This window comes from Thermococcus piezophilus (assembly GCF_001647085.1).
Lineage (GTDB): Archaea > Methanobacteriota_B > Thermococci > Thermococcales > Thermococcaceae > Thermococcus > Thermococcus piezophilus.
Window position 1 is genome coordinate 227,975 of the sequence record NZ_CP015520.1, and the last position, 14,195, is coordinate 242,169.

Annotated in this window: 22 protein-coding genes and 1 pseudogene; 8 read left to right on the forward strand and 15 right to left on the reverse strand. The window is 50.4% G+C overall.

Annotated features, from left to right (window positions below):
- Positions 1-2: 2 nt before the first annotated feature.
- The gene (locus A7C91_RS01225) at positions 3-212 is read right to left on the reverse strand and encodes a hypothetical protein (RefSeq protein ID WP_068664195.1); all 210 of its coding nucleotides are present in this window, start codon (positions 210-212) and stop codon (positions 3-5) included.
- 3 nt (positions 213-215) lie between these two features.
- Positions 216-731 carry a hypothetical protein gene (locus A7C91_RS11500; RefSeq protein WP_234394426.1) on the reverse strand — a complete coding sequence of 172 codons (516 nt, stop codon included), beginning with the start codon at positions 729-731 and terminating at the stop codon, positions 216-218.
- A 104-nt stretch (positions 732-835) separates the two neighbouring features.
- Between A7C91_RS11500 and A7C91_RS10975 the strand changes: the two genes are divergently transcribed.
- On the forward strand, positions 836-1,018 hold the full coding sequence (locus tag A7C91_RS10975) for a hypothetical protein (RefSeq protein ID WP_199920065.1): 183 nt from the start codon (positions 836-838) through the stop codon (positions 1,016-1,018).
- A gap of 45 nt (positions 1,019-1,063) precedes the next feature.
- Positions 1,064-1,432 carry an HAD family hydrolase gene (locus A7C91_RS01235; RefSeq protein WP_068664199.1) on the forward strand — a complete coding sequence of 123 codons (369 nt, stop codon included), beginning with the start codon at positions 1,064-1,066 and terminating at the stop codon, positions 1,430-1,432.
- On the opposite strand, the pseudogene A7C91_RS01240 reads toward A7C91_RS01235, so the two are convergent.
- The 8 genes and pseudogenes from A7C91_RS01240 to A7C91_RS01265 all read right to left on the reverse strand — a co-directional run.
- Positions 1,410-2,135 (reverse strand): annotated as a pseudogene (locus tag A7C91_RS01240) (nucleotidyltransferase domain-containing protein); the annotation flags it as partial. The gene A7C91_RS01235 and the pseudogene A7C91_RS01240 overlap by 23 nt on opposite strands.
- Positions 2,136-2,172: 37 nt before the next feature.
- The gene (locus A7C91_RS01245) at positions 2,173-2,775 is read right to left on the reverse strand and encodes an MFS transporter (protein ID WP_068664201.1); all 603 of its coding nucleotides are present in this window, start codon (positions 2,773-2,775) and stop codon (positions 2,173-2,175) included.
- A gap of 2 nt (positions 2,776-2,777) precedes the next feature.
- On the reverse strand, positions 2,778-3,365 hold the full coding sequence (locus A7C91_RS01250; protein WP_199920066.1) for an MFS transporter: 588 nt from the start codon (positions 3,363-3,365) through the stop codon (positions 2,778-2,780).
- Between the two features lie 53 nt (positions 3,366-3,418).
- Positions 3,419-4,033 (reverse strand): SPASM domain-containing protein, encoded by a 615-nt coding sequence (locus tag A7C91_RS10690; protein WP_082871962.1) that lies wholly within the window; start codon positions 4,031-4,033, stop codon positions 3,419-3,421.
- Complete coding sequence (locus A7C91_RS01255; RefSeq protein ID WP_199920067.1) at positions 3,951-4,547, reverse strand: radical SAM protein; 597 nt, start codon at positions 4,545-4,547, stop codon at positions 3,951-3,953. Before A7C91_RS01255 ends, A7C91_RS10690 begins: the two co-directional genes overlap by 83 nt.
- 221 nt (positions 4,548-4,768) lie before the next feature.
- Entirely contained in the window at positions 4,769-4,903 is a 135-nt protein-coding gene (locus A7C91_RS12115) for a hypothetical protein (RefSeq protein WP_267886242.1), read from the reverse strand.
- A 110-nt stretch (positions 4,904-5,013) separates the two neighbouring features.
- Positions 5,014-5,577 carry a nicotinamide-nucleotide adenylyltransferase gene (locus tag A7C91_RS01260; RefSeq protein ID WP_068664207.1) on the reverse strand — a complete coding sequence of 188 codons (564 nt, stop codon included), beginning with the start codon at positions 5,575-5,577 and terminating at the stop codon, positions 5,014-5,016.
- 12 nt (positions 5,578-5,589) lie between these two features.
- Positions 5,590-6,363 carry a (R)-S-adenosyl-L-methionine hydrolase gene (locus A7C91_RS01265; protein ID WP_068664209.1) on the reverse strand — a complete coding sequence of 258 codons (774 nt, stop codon included), beginning with the start codon at positions 6,361-6,363 and terminating at the stop codon, positions 5,590-5,592.
- Positions 6,364-6,411: 48 nt separating this feature from the next.
- On the opposite strand from A7C91_RS01265, the gene A7C91_RS01270 reads away from it, so the two are divergent.
- Genes A7C91_RS01270 through pgsA form a run of 3 tightly spaced genes read left to right on the forward strand, consistent with a single transcriptional unit; the run spans position 6,412 to position 9,121 of the window.
- The gene (locus A7C91_RS01270) at positions 6,412-8,016 is read left to right on the forward strand and encodes a transglutaminase-like domain-containing protein (RefSeq protein WP_068664211.1); all 1,605 of its coding nucleotides are present in this window, start codon (positions 6,412-6,414) and stop codon (positions 8,014-8,016) included.
- Complete coding sequence (locus tag A7C91_RS01275; protein WP_068664213.1) at positions 8,013-8,555, forward strand: tRNA (cytidine(56)-2'-O)-methyltransferase; 543 nt, start codon at positions 8,013-8,015, stop codon at positions 8,553-8,555. Before A7C91_RS01270 ends, A7C91_RS01275 begins: the two co-directional genes overlap by 4 nt.
- 2 nt (positions 8,556-8,557) lie before the next feature.
- Positions 8,558-9,121 carry an archaetidylinositol phosphate synthase gene (gene pgsA / locus A7C91_RS01280; protein ID WP_068664215.1) on the forward strand — a complete coding sequence of 188 codons (564 nt, stop codon included), beginning with the start codon at positions 8,558-8,560 and terminating at the stop codon, positions 9,119-9,121.
- 122 nt (positions 9,122-9,243) lie between these two features.
- Here pgsA and A7C91_RS01285 read toward each other — a convergent pair whose 3' ends face one another.
- Complete coding sequence (locus A7C91_RS01285; RefSeq protein ID WP_068664217.1) at positions 9,244-9,954, reverse strand: TIGR02253 family HAD-type hydrolase; 711 nt, start codon at positions 9,952-9,954, stop codon at positions 9,244-9,246.
- Positions 9,955-10,105: 151 nt separating this feature from the next.
- Here A7C91_RS01285 and A7C91_RS01290 point away from each other — a divergent pair, with 151 nt between their 5' ends.
- Positions 10,106-10,393, forward strand: coding sequence for a hypothetical protein (locus tag A7C91_RS01290; protein WP_068664219.1), 288 nt, complete (start codon positions 10,106-10,108; stop codon positions 10,391-10,393).
- Here the strand turns inward: A7C91_RS01290 and A7C91_RS01295 are convergent.
- Both A7C91_RS01295 and A7C91_RS01300 read right to left on the reverse strand, forming a co-directional pair.
- Positions 10,374-10,943, reverse strand: a complete 570-nt coding sequence (locus A7C91_RS01295) for an ASCH domain-containing protein (protein WP_068664221.1) — start codon at positions 10,941-10,943, stop codon at positions 10,374-10,376. The genes A7C91_RS01290 and A7C91_RS01295 overlap by 20 nt on opposite strands.
- Before the next feature lie 3 nt (positions 10,944-10,946).
- Positions 10,947-11,282, reverse strand: a complete 336-nt coding sequence (locus A7C91_RS01300; RefSeq protein WP_068664223.1) for an ASCH domain-containing protein — start codon at positions 11,280-11,282, stop codon at positions 10,947-10,949.
- 93 nt (positions 11,283-11,375) lie between these two features.
- On the opposite strand from A7C91_RS01300, the gene A7C91_RS10695 reads away from it, so the two are divergent.
- Positions 11,376-11,543 carry a class III signal peptide-containing protein gene (locus A7C91_RS10695; protein ID WP_082871964.1) on the forward strand — a complete coding sequence of 56 codons (168 nt, stop codon included), beginning with the start codon at positions 11,376-11,378 and terminating at the stop codon, positions 11,541-11,543.
- A gap of 9 nt (positions 11,544-11,552) precedes the next feature.
- The gene (locus A7C91_RS01305) at positions 11,553-12,683 is read left to right on the forward strand and encodes an A24 family peptidase C-terminal domain-containing protein (protein ID WP_068664225.1); all 1,131 of its coding nucleotides are present in this window, start codon (positions 11,553-11,555) and stop codon (positions 12,681-12,683) included.
- A 184-nt stretch (positions 12,684-12,867) separates the two neighbouring features.
- On the opposite strand, the gene A7C91_RS01310 is transcribed toward A7C91_RS01305, so the two are convergent.
- Both A7C91_RS01310 and A7C91_RS01315 read right to left on the reverse strand, forming a co-directional pair.
- The gene (locus A7C91_RS01310; protein ID WP_068664226.1) at positions 12,868-13,491 is read right to left on the reverse strand and encodes an HAD-IB family phosphatase; all 624 of its coding nucleotides are present in this window, start codon (positions 13,489-13,491) and stop codon (positions 12,868-12,870) included.
- Between the two features lie 38 nt (positions 13,492-13,529).
- Entirely contained in the window at positions 13,530-14,192 is a 663-nt protein-coding gene (locus A7C91_RS01315; RefSeq protein ID WP_068664228.1) for a protein-L-isoaspartate(D-aspartate) O-methyltransferase, read from the reverse strand.
- Between the last annotated feature and the right edge of the window lie 3 nt (positions 14,193-14,195).

Sequence of the window (14,195 nt, forward strand, 5' to 3'; positions counted from 1 at the left end):
GTTCAACGCCGCCTGGAACTGAAGGCGTCCTTTAAAGGCGCAGACGGATCAAAGTCCTCAACCAGCTCATCGACGACCTCGCCCGGAAGGCCTTCGCGCAGAAGCTCCCCCCTGAACCGCCGCTTCGCCCGGTTAGTCACCCTAATCAAACCAACGACCTTGAACGCTATGGCGGGCAGTCGAAGAAAAAAGCGGAAAAATGGGAGCATCATCCCTCACTCCCCCTTTTTCCCTCCCTCTTCGGAGTTCTGCGGACCGCCGTGAATCGTTATGTTGCCAAAACCGCCCTTTCCAAAGTTGGCCAGTATCTCCATGAGCTTCTTGCCGGGGTTTATCGCGTCCATGTACTCCCTCGTCAGCTCAAGGGCAGCATCTTTATCCATTCCGGCCTCGGTGAGGTTCTTGTAGAACTCTGCCACGCTCCTGCCCATCGCCTGAATCCTCTCCGGGCTGTAAAGCTCGTTGAGGAGCTCCTTGAGCGGCTGGAGGATATCTTCAATCATGTCGCCGACCCTCTCCATGATGGCGGGTATCTTGTCGAGGTCTTTGTCGCCCCCGTAGGCCTCGATAAGGATTTCGAGAACACGTTCTGGTTCCCGTTCTACCGCTCGTGGCAGTTCTCGCTGATTCCGAAGGAGCGGGCCAGCGAGTTCCACGCGGCGATATCGAGCTACAACAGGCTGATTGGCCTCGTCACGCCATTCAGTGCCGGCGCACTGGCGAGCGTACATGCGACGCTTCCTTACGCGGCGAGCTTGGGGCTGTTCCTCTTAGCTGGGGTACTTTTCGTTAGAGGGGAAGCCTTTAGAAAGGCGAAGGTAAGAAGCAGCCCCCAGTGAGGAGATGGAAAATGAAGAAGGTCGCGGTAATAGACATCGAGGGAACTTTAACAGACTTCGAGTTCTGGAGGGAGATGGCCAGAATAACCGAAAAACGGGAGATAAAGGAGCTTCTTGAAAAGGGCCTCTCCGGAGAGGTGGAGTGGCTGGATTCCCCCTCAAACGGGTGGGGCTCATAAGAGGTATCGACGAGGGACGTTCCTCAGACGAGGGAGAAGGTAAACGTGAGTCCTGAGGCGAGAGAGCTCGTTGAAACGCTCAAGGAGAAGGGCTTTAAGGTGGTTCTCATCAGCGGTTCCTTTGAGGAGGTTCTTGAGTCCTTTAAGGAACTCGGAGATGAGTTCATGGCCAATCGGGCAATCTTTGAGGATGGGAAGTTCCAGGGAATAAGGCTAAGATTCCGGGATAAAGTGGAGTTCCTCAAAAGATTCAGGGATGGGTTTATCCTCGCTATGGGAGATGGTTACGCGGACGCCAAGATGTTCGAGAGGGCTGACATGGGGATAGCCGTCGGCAGGGAGATACCCGGGGCGGATCTTCTGGTAAAAGACCTGAAAGAGCTGGTGGATTTCATAAAGAATCTAAAGCCTTAGTTCTCAGCCGCCAGCCATCAATGTCAAAACTGCCCATTCTATCGAAGACGTGAGTTATCACTTCCTCCAAGTTTTTGGCCTCGCGCCTCTCAAGAGCCTTCAGAAACAGCTTCACGAACTCCCCATCGGGAAACTCTTCAAATATATATGCTTTTCTGAACCCCTCGTCGCTGAAGAGCCTGTAAACTTTGCTCGCTGGAGGAATTTCAACACCCCAGAACTTCGAATAAACCTCAAGGGCTCTTCCGAGAGCCAGGTGGTAGAGGTAGCCAGAGCTGGGATCGTTCCTGTCTTCAGCGTCCTTCATACTGTCGAGCATGTCCCAGAGGGAGTACTTAGCTACTTCCATCCAGGTCTCGTCGGGCCGTTCAAAGGGTCTCTTCATGTATTCCAGCGCTTCCGCTTTGAGAACCTCGGCTATTCCAGTCCTGTCAAAGAGCACTTTCCCACTTACTATAATCCTCGCTGTGGCCCGGCTGTTCTGGGCAAACTCCTTCTCAAAGTAGTGCCTGATCTGCCTCGCTGGATTTGCGAAGTACTCGATTAAAGTCCCATTTATAACGACGTTTCCCCTCTCCCTCCATTCCACGTCATCGGAGAGCACGATGTAAACGTCTACATCGGAGTATCTGGTCTGTAGCCCAACTGCATAGCTTCCAGTTAGCAGAGCGGCCTCAACGAAGTCCTTCTCCTTCCAGGGTTCAGGGAACTTTCTGAGGGCAGAGTCCTAGCTCTGCACTTTAGCACCCCTTAAGCGTTTGTTTTAGACGTTTTCCACATGGTGAAAAATCGGCATACATTGCCCCAAGCAATAAAAACACAGGAAGCATGATAGCAAAGCTCCCCTCGATTCCAAGAGCGTTCACGATATTTCCAATCAGGGCATAGAGAGCCACACCAACAGAAGCAGAGATGCTCATCCGCGTAGAGAGAATAGTGCTCCGGTACTCACTCGGTATGACTTCGTTGATAAGCAGGGTGTAAGTCGTGAAATAAATTGCCTCTCCTAATGAGTAAATAGACAGTGCTATCACCCCAATAGCCACTGCTGAGGCTCCAGCAAATAAAGCATACGAGAGGAACATTCCGCCTATTGACACTAGGGACAACCGAAAGTAATTCCTATCCGTCCCTCTTTCAATTCTGACGGACTTAAGGAGTACAATCCCAGCCACAATTCCCATTATGGACTTTAGAGAGTACAATATTCCTAAAGTGTCCGTATCCATCCCAGCAGGACCCGTGAAGTACAGTTGCCAGGAGTAGATAAAATGAAGATGAACAATCGAGAAAATTACATCTGTAAAAATCAGATAAAGGATCCGTTTGTCTTTCAATGACAATTTTACCCCTCTATGACTATGGCCAGCACGTTTTTCTTCTTGTCTCCCCAGTTCTCGGGGAGTAGCAACAAAGCTAATAAAGCTGCAAGAAGGTTCAAAACTGCAGCAGCATAAAACACACTCCTCATACCAAGATATGCAATTATCACACTGTTCACCAGACCAATAACAAGAGAGCCCGCACTGTTAATGGACTTTAGAAGTCCAAAAGCGTTTTTGGCTTCTTCTCTCGCCATGTTTTGTTTCTCGACTTCTGTGAAATACCAGGCCCGAAGGGTACCCGAGATTAGAGAGGAGCCTACGGCGGCCAAGGCATAAGCGAACACACAAAAGGCAAAACCCTTGGAAAGACTGATTAAGAACATACTCACTCCGTAGAAAATCAAGCCAAGCACCAATGTTCTTCTCCTTCCGTATTTATCAGCAATCCCACCCGTGAAAATATCAGTAGCAAACATGACGAAAAGGTACAATGAATATAAGTATCCAACTTGCGAATAGCTAAGCTTAATGACATCTTTAAAATAAACCGTCAAAACAGGCGTTACAATATTCCTGCCGTAGAATATTGCAACACTAACCAGAATCATATTGAGAGATACTTTACTAAGCGAGACAAATGATTTAAAAATTAAATCACCCCCTATTTTTTGAGCAAACAATAAGAATATTCGGGACGTACTGGTGGAAAACTCCCAGATGCAAATGGGCATTTTGTCAAATCCCGCCTATTAAGGGCATTTCTCCAGATAGTTTCAAGAGATTCTTTCCTGAGATCTCCAAGAAAAATATCCCAAACACTACTGCACTGGATTATTTTTCCATCATATCTAATCCTCAAATCCATTGTACCAGTAGGACAGTTATCATAATTAAACTCTGGTGTTAGTGCTGGAGTGTATATAGATAGGAAAGACCTGTAATCTACGGTAATTTCCAGCTCATTGTTGGCCCTATTTATCGTGTTAAAGAACTGAACCAGCATATCCGAATTCAACATGGAAGGTCCTTTGTTGATGGCCCCTTTTCCAATAGGCAGATAATGAAGCAATGTAACATGAGACACCCCCAATGAATCTAGAAAAGTCAAATGTTCCCACAGGATCTGAATATTAACTGTACTTATAACAGACTTAACATGAACATCAATATTTTCTCTTTTAAGCAACTTAATGTTATGTATACTCCTCCTGAATATGTTTACAGCAACATCTTGAGGGACATTTAAATATTTTTGCATAGTCCACTGCATTTCCATGAAGGCTTACTGCAATAGGCATGGGGGGCAAAAGTTTTAAAGCATTCAGTTGCCTGTGGACTAAATATCTGTTTGTTATGACAGTCGCATAGAGGCCATGGTCCCTTATAGTCCCAATGATATTATAAAGGTCTTTTCTAGTTAATGGCTCGCCACCCAGCAATACAAAATAAAAGACTCCAAGGTCACTCGCCTGATTTATGACATCTTTAATCTCCTCAAACGTCATTTCGTTCCCAATATGTTTATCCCCATGCGCATAACAAAAATTACAGGAAAAATTGCATTTTTTAGTTATCTCCCATATCAATCTTATTGGGGCACTAAGGGGGGACATGCCCTTATGGTAAATGTTAGGGTTTCCAATCTTCGGATACTCTTTTGTTTGCGCTTTCAACATTTTTAGATTAATGTTAACTTGGTATTTTCCATATTCACCTAGCGCCGCCTTAATTGAATCGAGAAAAGAATCCAATTCTTTTCTGGATATCCCGGCTTTATTCAGAGCATTCACGACAGTAAGATACTCCAAATTTCTTGCTTTTTTATAGACCACGGAAATCTGTTGGGCAGCGCTAGTCCTTTATCTGCCACAAGAAGTGGTGCTCTCAATCTAGGAAGAAAAATTAATCCCCCATATCTTTCTTTTCGTATAAGCATTCCTTCTAGATATGTTATAAATCTATCATTCGATAAAGAAATAAGAGAAGAGGGTTTCATGGGAAAACTCACCTCTCAATTCTCAATCTTAACCTGCGGGAGCTGTACAAAGATCCTCGAATCTTCATAGTGGTGTGCACACGCCCCAACCTTAACGGCTTTCTCTAGAACCCCCACTACATATTGGGAGTTATCATTCTTCCTCTTCATCGTAAATCCCCAATCTTCAAGAATAACTTAAAGTGTTTAAGTTTATAATTTTCTTAACCTCCCCTGTTTTAAACCTATAGTTTTAGACGTAAAGTGTTACAATTTGCAGTTCAAAACTCCGGAATCCTTATCGGCGCCTGAAGTTCCTTCTCCGAGCTTTCGAGGTTTGTGGCGAGCATCTTTATCCTTTCAACACCCTTGATTTCCTTTATGAACTCGGCAACGCTCTTCGGCACGAGCTCCTCCCAGGGTTCTCCTTCCACCATACGCTTCCTTATTTCGGTTGCAGAGAGGATGTCCTTCCTGAACATGGGTTGTACTATGACCTCGTATCCCCGCTCACGGAAGAGCTGAGCGACAAGAGAGTTTCCAGTGAAGACAACATCAAATCTTGGAACCATGCTCTGGACGTAGGTTGACCAGATGGCGTTGAAGTTGATGTCTGGTAGCGGAATCAGGTAGTAGCGCTTCTCCAGACCCGCCTCGTCCAGAGCCCTTATGAGCATCTCCATCCTTTCGCTCGTCATGAAGGGATTCTTGAGCGTGTGGCTGGCCTGGGCGCTGCCGATGCCTATTATTACCTCGTCCACCTGCGAGAAAACAAACTCAAGGGCCTTTATGTGCCCGTTGTGAACCGGCTGGAAACGGCCGACGAACAGACCGCGCTTCGGCATTTTAATCACCTCTCATTGAACCAACCTCACCCTCACCTCATCCCCAACCTTGAGCCCGAGCCTTTCAGCACCAGAACCCTGATTGACCGCTATCTCGAGGTAATCATGGCTGCCAGGCAAAGCGAGCATCTCACCAGGCTTTACACGGCCGTAGGCATCGAGGTATGGAATAGTAAGGCCGAAGCCGGGAAACTCAACTGCCCTTGGCCTTCCGTAGTTCTCAAGGTTCAGGATAACGTTGCCGAAGTCGTCGATGTAGATGACCTTCAGCTTCCAAACATCTCCTTCCCTTTTCGGCTCCACCTCGAGCCTGACGAGCGAATCCAGATCAATCTCCCTGCCGAACTCCTCAGGAGAATGCCCAGCATCGAGTAACGCTCCAACGGGGCCGAATATGTCCCTGCCATGGAAGGTGGAGCTTATCCTCCAGCCCGTGAAGCGTTTGACCCTGTCGAAGTCTATCTCGTAAGCCTTTCTGGGCTTTATGTGTTTCAACGGGAGAGTGACCAGACCGTTATCTGGAACGACTAAAAACTGTTCGCCCTCGATTATTACCGCCCTCCTCGAGGTGCCAACGCCCGGATCGATGACACCGACGTGAACCGTTCCCCTGGGGGAATACGTGACCACCTGCTCCATGACGAAGGAGCCTTCTAAAATCGAATGCCTCGTTACCGAGTGGGTAACGTCTACCAGCACCGCGCTGGGGTTGACCCTCAGCATGGCGACCTTCATCTCGCCAACGTAGGGGCCCCTCAAGCCGAAGTCTGTCGTCACCGTTATCATGACACCACCCAAACTTTATTAACGTTAGTGCTTAAGAGGCTTTGGAAGATGGTCATGAGGAAGACGCTTGTTCCGGTTGTGTTCATTTCCGTGGTACTGGTCTTCGGCTGCCTCTTCAAGCCTCCGGCCGAGGTTAGGTTCTCGGTTGATAAAACTCTGGTCAGGCCAGGCGGCACTCTTCACGTGATGGTCTTCGTCAACAACACAGGAAAGGTTGGTCTCACGGGTGCGACGCTCATCCTTGGCGACGACAACTTTCAAATCCTGCAGGAGCCCAAGTTTCCTGATCTGCTGAAAGTTGGCGACAGCGTTCAACTCGTGTGGATCCTGAGGGCGCCCCTAAAACCGGGGGTCTACAACTTAAAGCTCTCCCTCGAGCTAACGGACGAGCTTAAGCGCTCCTGGACCGGTTTCTACGGGCAGTTTAGAATCACTGTATCAGACGAGGCAGGCCCTCCAGATGAGTTGAAGCTTAATGTGGAAGCTCCATCCACACTAACAGGCGGAAAAACTGCGCAGATAAACGTCACCATCGAAAACACGCTGGAGGTTCCAGTGGACCTCCGAGACATAAGTTTCAACCTTATGGATGGGATGAAGCTCCTCAGTGCCGACGCCCTTCCGGATACCCTGGATGCCCACAAGAAGATCGAACTAAGCTACACCATCAAGGCCCCCTATGCCTACAGAGACGGTTACATCTCGGTCATAGTCAAATACTCCCTCAGCGGCGCCGAGAGCAGCATAGTAAAAAGCGTGCCGCTCAAAGTCGTGTGGAGGCCCTGGGAGGAGGATGACGAGACCCTGCAAACGGCCTATGGGCTCAGGTATCACTGGATAACCGACGAGTACATAGTGGATGGCTACTGGATGGAGCGCTACAACTCGACATCGGCATTTAATGGGACTGATCTGAGGAACCTAACGCTCAAGGTAATCGGCAACGCAGAATCAGAGTTCCAGGCTGCTCAGGCCATCTACGACTGGATGATGAGGACATACTCCTTCGGGGACACCACTTCAACCCTCGAGCCCTCAAAGATCCTCCTGCAGGACAGGATAAGTTATGCCGAAGCCCAGATACTTATGACCGCGATGCTGCGCTCAGTGAACGTTCCCGCCAGGATAGTTACGCTCTTCAACGGAACCAACTGCACCCTCTGGCCGATGACCGAGTTCTACACCGCAGATAGCTGGTACGTAGCTGACATCAAGCACGGCTTTGTTGGCTCACTGGACGAGTACTTGGCCAGTCCCTACTTCCCCAAGCTGTATCAGCTCGTAACGCGCGACGGATACAGGGTCGTTGCTCAGTCCCCCTCAAGCCTCAACGGGCACGGGCACGTGGACGTCACGGGAGATTTCCTGGCTGATCTCGAGGACAGGCTCCTTAGAATAGTAACCGAGAGGCTCAAGCCAGAGCTGCGCTCCAAGCTCATGATAGTAATGAACAACCTCGATGAGAACCAGAGGCTCTACGCCCTCTTCCTGTTCTCGGCCCCAAACAAGGAGGACCTCAACAGAGTGCTCTCCACCTACAGCACACGCAAAATAGAGCAAGACGTAAAAACCATGTACGAGTTCTACAGGACGATGACATGGAGCGACGACTTCACAAGATACTGGAAAATATTCGCGGGTGAGGTTGGATGATTGTAGTGCTTCGCCTTGGACACAGGCCTGAGAGAGACAAAAGAATAACGACACACGTAGCCTTGACTGCGAGAGCCTTCGGCGCGGATAAAATAATAATCGCGGCAGAGGCTGACGAGCACGTAAAGAAGAGCGTTGAGGACATGGTTAAGCGATGGGGGGGTCCCTTTGAAATAACCTTCAATCCGAGCTGGAAAAGGATAATGCGCAAGTGGAAAGGGGTGGGCGGAATAATAGCCCACCTGACCATGTACGGCATTCACATCGACGATGCGGTTCCAAAGATTAAGGAAGAGCTGAAATCGGGAAGGGACATCATGGTGGTCGTTGGAGCGGAAAAGGTGCCAAAAGAAGTTTACGAGATGGCCGACTACAACGTGGCCGTCGGAAACCAGCCCCACAGCGAGGTTGCCGCTTTAGCGGTCTTTCTCGACAGGCTGCTCGATGGTGAAGGACTCAAGAAAGAGTTCAGGAAAGCCAGGCTCAAGATAATCCCACAGGAAAAAGGCAAGAAGGTCGTCGAGCTAGAGGAGGAATGAGAATGGCCCTAAACAGATACCGCCCGGCGGTCAAAGGCTACCTTGAGGCAATAGTGCGGCCATTAGCAAAGACCGGCCTGAGTCCAAACCACCTGACGGTCATCGGACTTATGATAAGCCTCGCCGGTGCCTATCTCTTCTACCGCGGCGAACAGTTTACCGCCGCCTTGGTACTCCTCTTCGGCTCTCTCGTGGATGCCCTCGACGGAACGCTCGCCAGGCTGACTGGGAAGACAAGCCGCTTTGGCGCCTTTCTCGACTCCACCTTCGATAGAATAAGCGACGGGGCTGTACTTTTTGGGATAGCCCTCGGTAACCTGGTAGACTGGAAGGTGGCGTTTATAGCCTTCATGGGGAGCTACCTCGTCAGCTACGAACGCTGCCGAGCGGAGCTGGCCGGCTCAGGAACCCTGGCGGTAGGAATATCCGAAAGGGCTGAGCGACTTCTCATCCTGATAATCACCGCACTCGTTAGACACGTTGATTACGGTGTTTATATCGTTGCCGTGCTCGCTTGGATAACCGTCTTCCAGAGGATGTGGGCTGCTTACCAGAGGCTGAGGTGAAGCAATAGGGGATGACGAAAATTTCGCTAGCTGAAACCGCGCTTCGCGCTGGATGATGAGCCCTGCCGTTACCGACCCCTCGCCGCGACCTCTTTTTATCCCTCAAGAAAAGAGAGAGGTTTTCAATCCTCCTGCAGGCCCTTCACGATATCAACTACCTCGCTCAGCTGTGAGACCACAAAGTCGCAGTTCACCCAGAGCTCGCGCTTGGCCCCGCTCGGATCGAGGAGGACGCTGAAGATACCAACGTTCTTGGCTCCAACGCAGTCTTTAGCCGGATTGTCGCCGATGTATACTGCCTCTTCTGGCCTAACGCCCGCCTTCTGAAGAGCCAGCTCGAAGGGTCTCGGATGTGGCTTGTAAAAACCCGCATCCTCACTGGTGGTTATTGAATCGAAGAGGTCGTAAATACCGAGGGCCTTCAGATGGGCCTCGATGTAATCGTTGTCGGAATCCGTGATTATTCCAACGTGGAGGCGGAGTTCTTTGAGGGCCCTGATTGTTTCGACGGCATCGTCGAAGAGCCTTCCATAGCGCTCGTGCATGGCTATGCTTATCTCCCAGAAGTCCTCCGGAATGGTGAAGTCGTAACGCTGGGCGACAGTTTCAATTGCCCCTGTGTCAACGTCCCTTATTCTGACGTAAGGCTTTCCTGCGAGCTCCTTAAAGAGGGCAGAGCTCTCAGCCTCATACTCCTTCCAGATTCTGATAACATCGAGGTCATCCCTGCCTGCCCTCTTGAGAACCTCCTCGACTATATGCTGGTGGGTGACGTTCTCACCCTCCTTCGTTATGAGCGTGCCCACGAAGTCAAAGAACACCGCCTTCAGCATCGTTATCACCGTAAAAACTCCGGGGATGACGTTAAAACGCTTCCTTTGGCACAACGACAACTTTATACAGAAGGAATTTCGAAGATTTGCCTATATGACAGAAAAACTTTGGAAAAGCTTTTATCAGTGTTGGAACCACGGGGAGAAAAACATGGGGGTGAGGGAAATCGAAGCGATACTCCTCGTCTGGGGCGTCCGAGACGAGGTTTTGGAAAAGCTCCCCGTGAAGGGATACTGGCTCTACGGGGAGTACGACTTCATTGCGAAGGTGGAGTTCATAAGCGAGAAGGAAGCCGAGGAGTTCGTGAGAGAACTTAGAAGGCTCATTCATGGGGGCACTTTCAAGCTCATCCCGGTCAAGCTTTCTGCCGTTAAGAACATCAATCGAAGCGAGGCAAAGGTAAGCGTGCTCGAAAGCATCAAAGTCTCGGCCCTATGAGCCCTTTCTTTTTCAACTCCTCGTAGGCCCTTTTCAGGGCGTCCCGTATTAAGTATCTCTTGTTCAGACCCCCAAGCTTATAGGCGGCCTTCCTAAGGCTCCCAGACTTCAGAAAGAGCTCAAGTAGCTTTCTATCCTCCTCGGGGAGGTCAAGGTGATTGAGGGCCATCTCCGCTATCTCAGTTGGCAGGTTCCCCTCGTAGGCATAGTCTGAGGATGTGACGGGTTTATCGAACTTTTCAACGAGCCTGAAAACGACCACGTGGGCCTTTGAGTCATCTGTAACGTGATGGTAGTGCTCTTTCAGAGCCTCAATCAGCTCCTCTCTGCTTGAGAACCCATCAAGAAACGCGTCCTCATCGGTAAGCTCCCCAACGGTTTTGCTTTCGACACTCTCGATTACGGCCTTTGCTATAGCGTAGCCACCTGAGTGGATGAGCACTTCGTCGCCGAACTGGAGGTTTGGTCTTCTGCCCAACCTCACTGTGGCTCTTTTCTTGCCCTTGAGGATTAAATCGGCGTATTTACCGTCGAACTCGAGGTGCTTCATGACTTACACCTCGCCGATCAGCTTGAACTTTATGACCATGATCCCATACCTGTTCTCCTTCCACTTGGGGTACATGTTGTGGAACCGCTTCACGGCCCTCTCAAAGCTCGGCTCGTCGGGGAAGATCTTCTTAATTGGCTCCTCGCGCAGAACCTGCCTGAACGTCTCGTAGCGTTTGACACCAGTAACAACTGCCGGAACCTCGTTGTTGAAGAGTATCTTGTCGCCGGGCTTTATGTTCCTCAGCTGGGGGTAAGCTACCCTGACCTCTATCCTCTTTTCCCCGGACTTTATCATCTCGAGGTACTCGTCTTTCACGTACAGCCTGTAGACCTTCATCTTCACCACGTTTCCCTTTTTCACTCCACTTAAAAGTTTAGCCAATGGAAACTTTTAAATCCTTTAGCGCCGCAGATAGTTTAGGTGTAAGGAATGAAAAGAAACGCCCAGGGCGCGATAGAGTACCTCTTTATGCTGGCCGCGGTGCTTGTGCTTGTGCTTATGGCAGCGAGAGTGGTGCTCAACGGCACGAAGAATCTCAACGAGGCAATATCTAATTACATCACTCAGGTTAGAAAGCAGATTCTCGAAGACCTTTGAGGTGGGATTATGGACTACGTTCCACTCATTCTGGGGCTGGTTATGGGCGTAGCTACCTCGTACACTGACATGAAGACTGGCTTTATCGACGACCTCCATGTATTTCCGATAGCTGGTCTGAGTATAGTTTATCACCTCTACAGAGGTTTCTTCGTTGAGCACAACACCATGCTTGCGCTCTCAGGGCTTATCGGTTTCTTCATCGGGCTTGTCCTGGGCCTTGTTCTATACTTCCTCGGCGCTTGGGCGAGCGGAGACGTTGTAATACTGGCGGGTTTCTCCGCCCTGCTGCCATATCCCCCATCAACGGCCTCCCTAATCCCGCCATATGCCTTGAACTATCCGCTCTATCCCATCTCCATACTCCTCAACAGCATCATCGCGATATTCCCCTTTATATTCCTCTACTCGTTTGGGGTACTCATAGCCAGGAAAAAGTTCAGCGAGCTGAAAGAGATACTCACCAGCGGTGTCAGGCTCACCGTTGAGGTTGTGCTCTGGATAACCGCGGCACTGGGGCTGCAGATAGCCCTCTACAACACGACTGGAACCGTGTTCGGTGGTCTTCTTGGATGGGTATTCACGTTCATTGTAGTGGTGGCACTTGGAAGGGCCAGGAAGTTCGGTGATGCATTTGGACTTCTCGTGCTCGGTTACCTGCTTTACCTCGACCCCAGAATGGCTCTCTGGATATTCGCCAGGCTGCTCGCGGTGATATACCTCCTCAAGGTCTTCTTCTCGACCGTCAAGTTCATGCGCACCGAGGTTCTCATGGAAGAGGTGCCCCTTGAAGAGCTTGAGGAATGGGACATTCTCGGCGAGACGATATTCGAGAAGAACGGCCAGATAGGGAGAGACAGAACAGATTCCTTTGTCCGCCTGAAGATCTCCCTCCTAACGGCCAATCTCGAAGTCCTAAGGCCAAACTACGGCAGGGTCATAGCGTCCCCCACAGCAGAAGGGCTAAAGAAGGAGCAGATCGAGGAACTCAAGCGCCTTGTTGAGGAGGGAAAGCTTGAAAACCGCTTTTTGAGGAAGAAGGCTATGCCCTTTGCCCCTGCGCTCTTCATCGGCTTCCTAATAGCATACTTCTGGGGCGACATCTTCTGGTGGATACAGCTCAAAATAGCCGGCCTCTGAGCAAGGCTTTTTAACCCCTCTTCCAATCCCTCAACGGCCCGGCTTCCCGCCCTCTCCGCGGAGAAGTGAAGCGGGGGTTCCGGTCGGGCCGACAGGGGGATGACGAGCTTTTGCTTTGCTGAAACCGCGCTTCGCGCGGCGTCGTGATGAACACGCCCTTCACCGACCCCGAAGAAGAAAGGAATCACTCGAGGAGCCCCTCGATTATCTCCATGACCTCGTGCAGGCTCTCGACGTTGTGATCGCCCTCAACTCCCTCGTGCGGATTTATAGCAATGCTGACATCGGCAACACGGAACATGCTAAGGTCGTTGTAGCCGTCGCCGACCGCAACAGTCAGCTCCGGGTTGAACTCCTTCTTTAGCTCCTCCAAAATCCTCCCCTTGCTCTCGAAATCCACTACAGACTTTACCTTTCCGGTGACGAAGCCATTCTCATCAAAAATCAGCTCGTTGGCGAAGACGTAATCAACGCCGAGCTCTCTGGCTATCCTTCCCGCGAGGCACATCAGTCCGCTGCTCAGTATCACTATTTTGAAGTCGTTCTCCTTTAGAAATTCGATGAGCTCCCATGCACCATCCATGTACTCCACAGAGTTAGCCCATTCCATTATCTCCTCCCTTGTATGACCCCTCCAGAGCAAAGCGTCGAGCTCTGCCCACGTTGCGTAGTCAAACTCCCCAGCGAAGAAGCGCTCAGCGTATTCCTTTCCCTTCTCCCACGTTCCGAACTTCTTATGAAGCTCCACCCAGCTGGAGACGGATTTAACAAGCGTTCCCTCAAGGTCAAAGGCAATCAGTCTCACCATAATCCCACCAGAAGAAAAGCTCATCACGACTTAAAAGCCTACCCCTCCCAGCCGTGCTCGCCTATAAGGGGAACGAAAGCCACCCCACCGTGCCTTGTGGTCTTTACGCTTCCGTCCTCGAGCCTTGTAACTTCATAAAGCTCCTGCCATAGGTGGTATTTCCCAACTGGAATTATGAGCTTCCCTCCCGGCTTGAGCTGTTCTATCAGCGGCTCAGGGACTTTAGGCGCCCCCGCTGTAACGATTATCCTGTCGTAGGGTGCTTTGGGAGGAAAGCCTTTCGTACCGTCGCCAATAATGATGTGGACTTTATCGGCGTAGCCGGCCTTCTCAAGGTTCTTTCTGGCAAACTCCGCGAGTTCGGGGATCCTCTCAACGGTGTAAACATCGGTCTTAATGATCTCAGCTATTAAAGCCGTGTTCCAGCCGCTTCCGGTGCCTATCTCAAGGACGTTCATGCCCTCCTCAAGCTGGGCAAGCTCAAGCATTATGGCAACCATGTGCGGAGCGCTGATGGTCTGCCCTGCTGGAATGGGAAGGGGCTCATCAACGTGGGCCCACTTGGAGTGCCCAGGAAGAACAAAGAAGTACCTCGGGACCTTCAGAAAAGCCTGTCTGACCTTTTCGCTCCGGATTATGCCTTCCCTCTTAAGTTTTTCCACCGTATGATACCAAAGAACATCAGCATCCTCCATCAACATCAC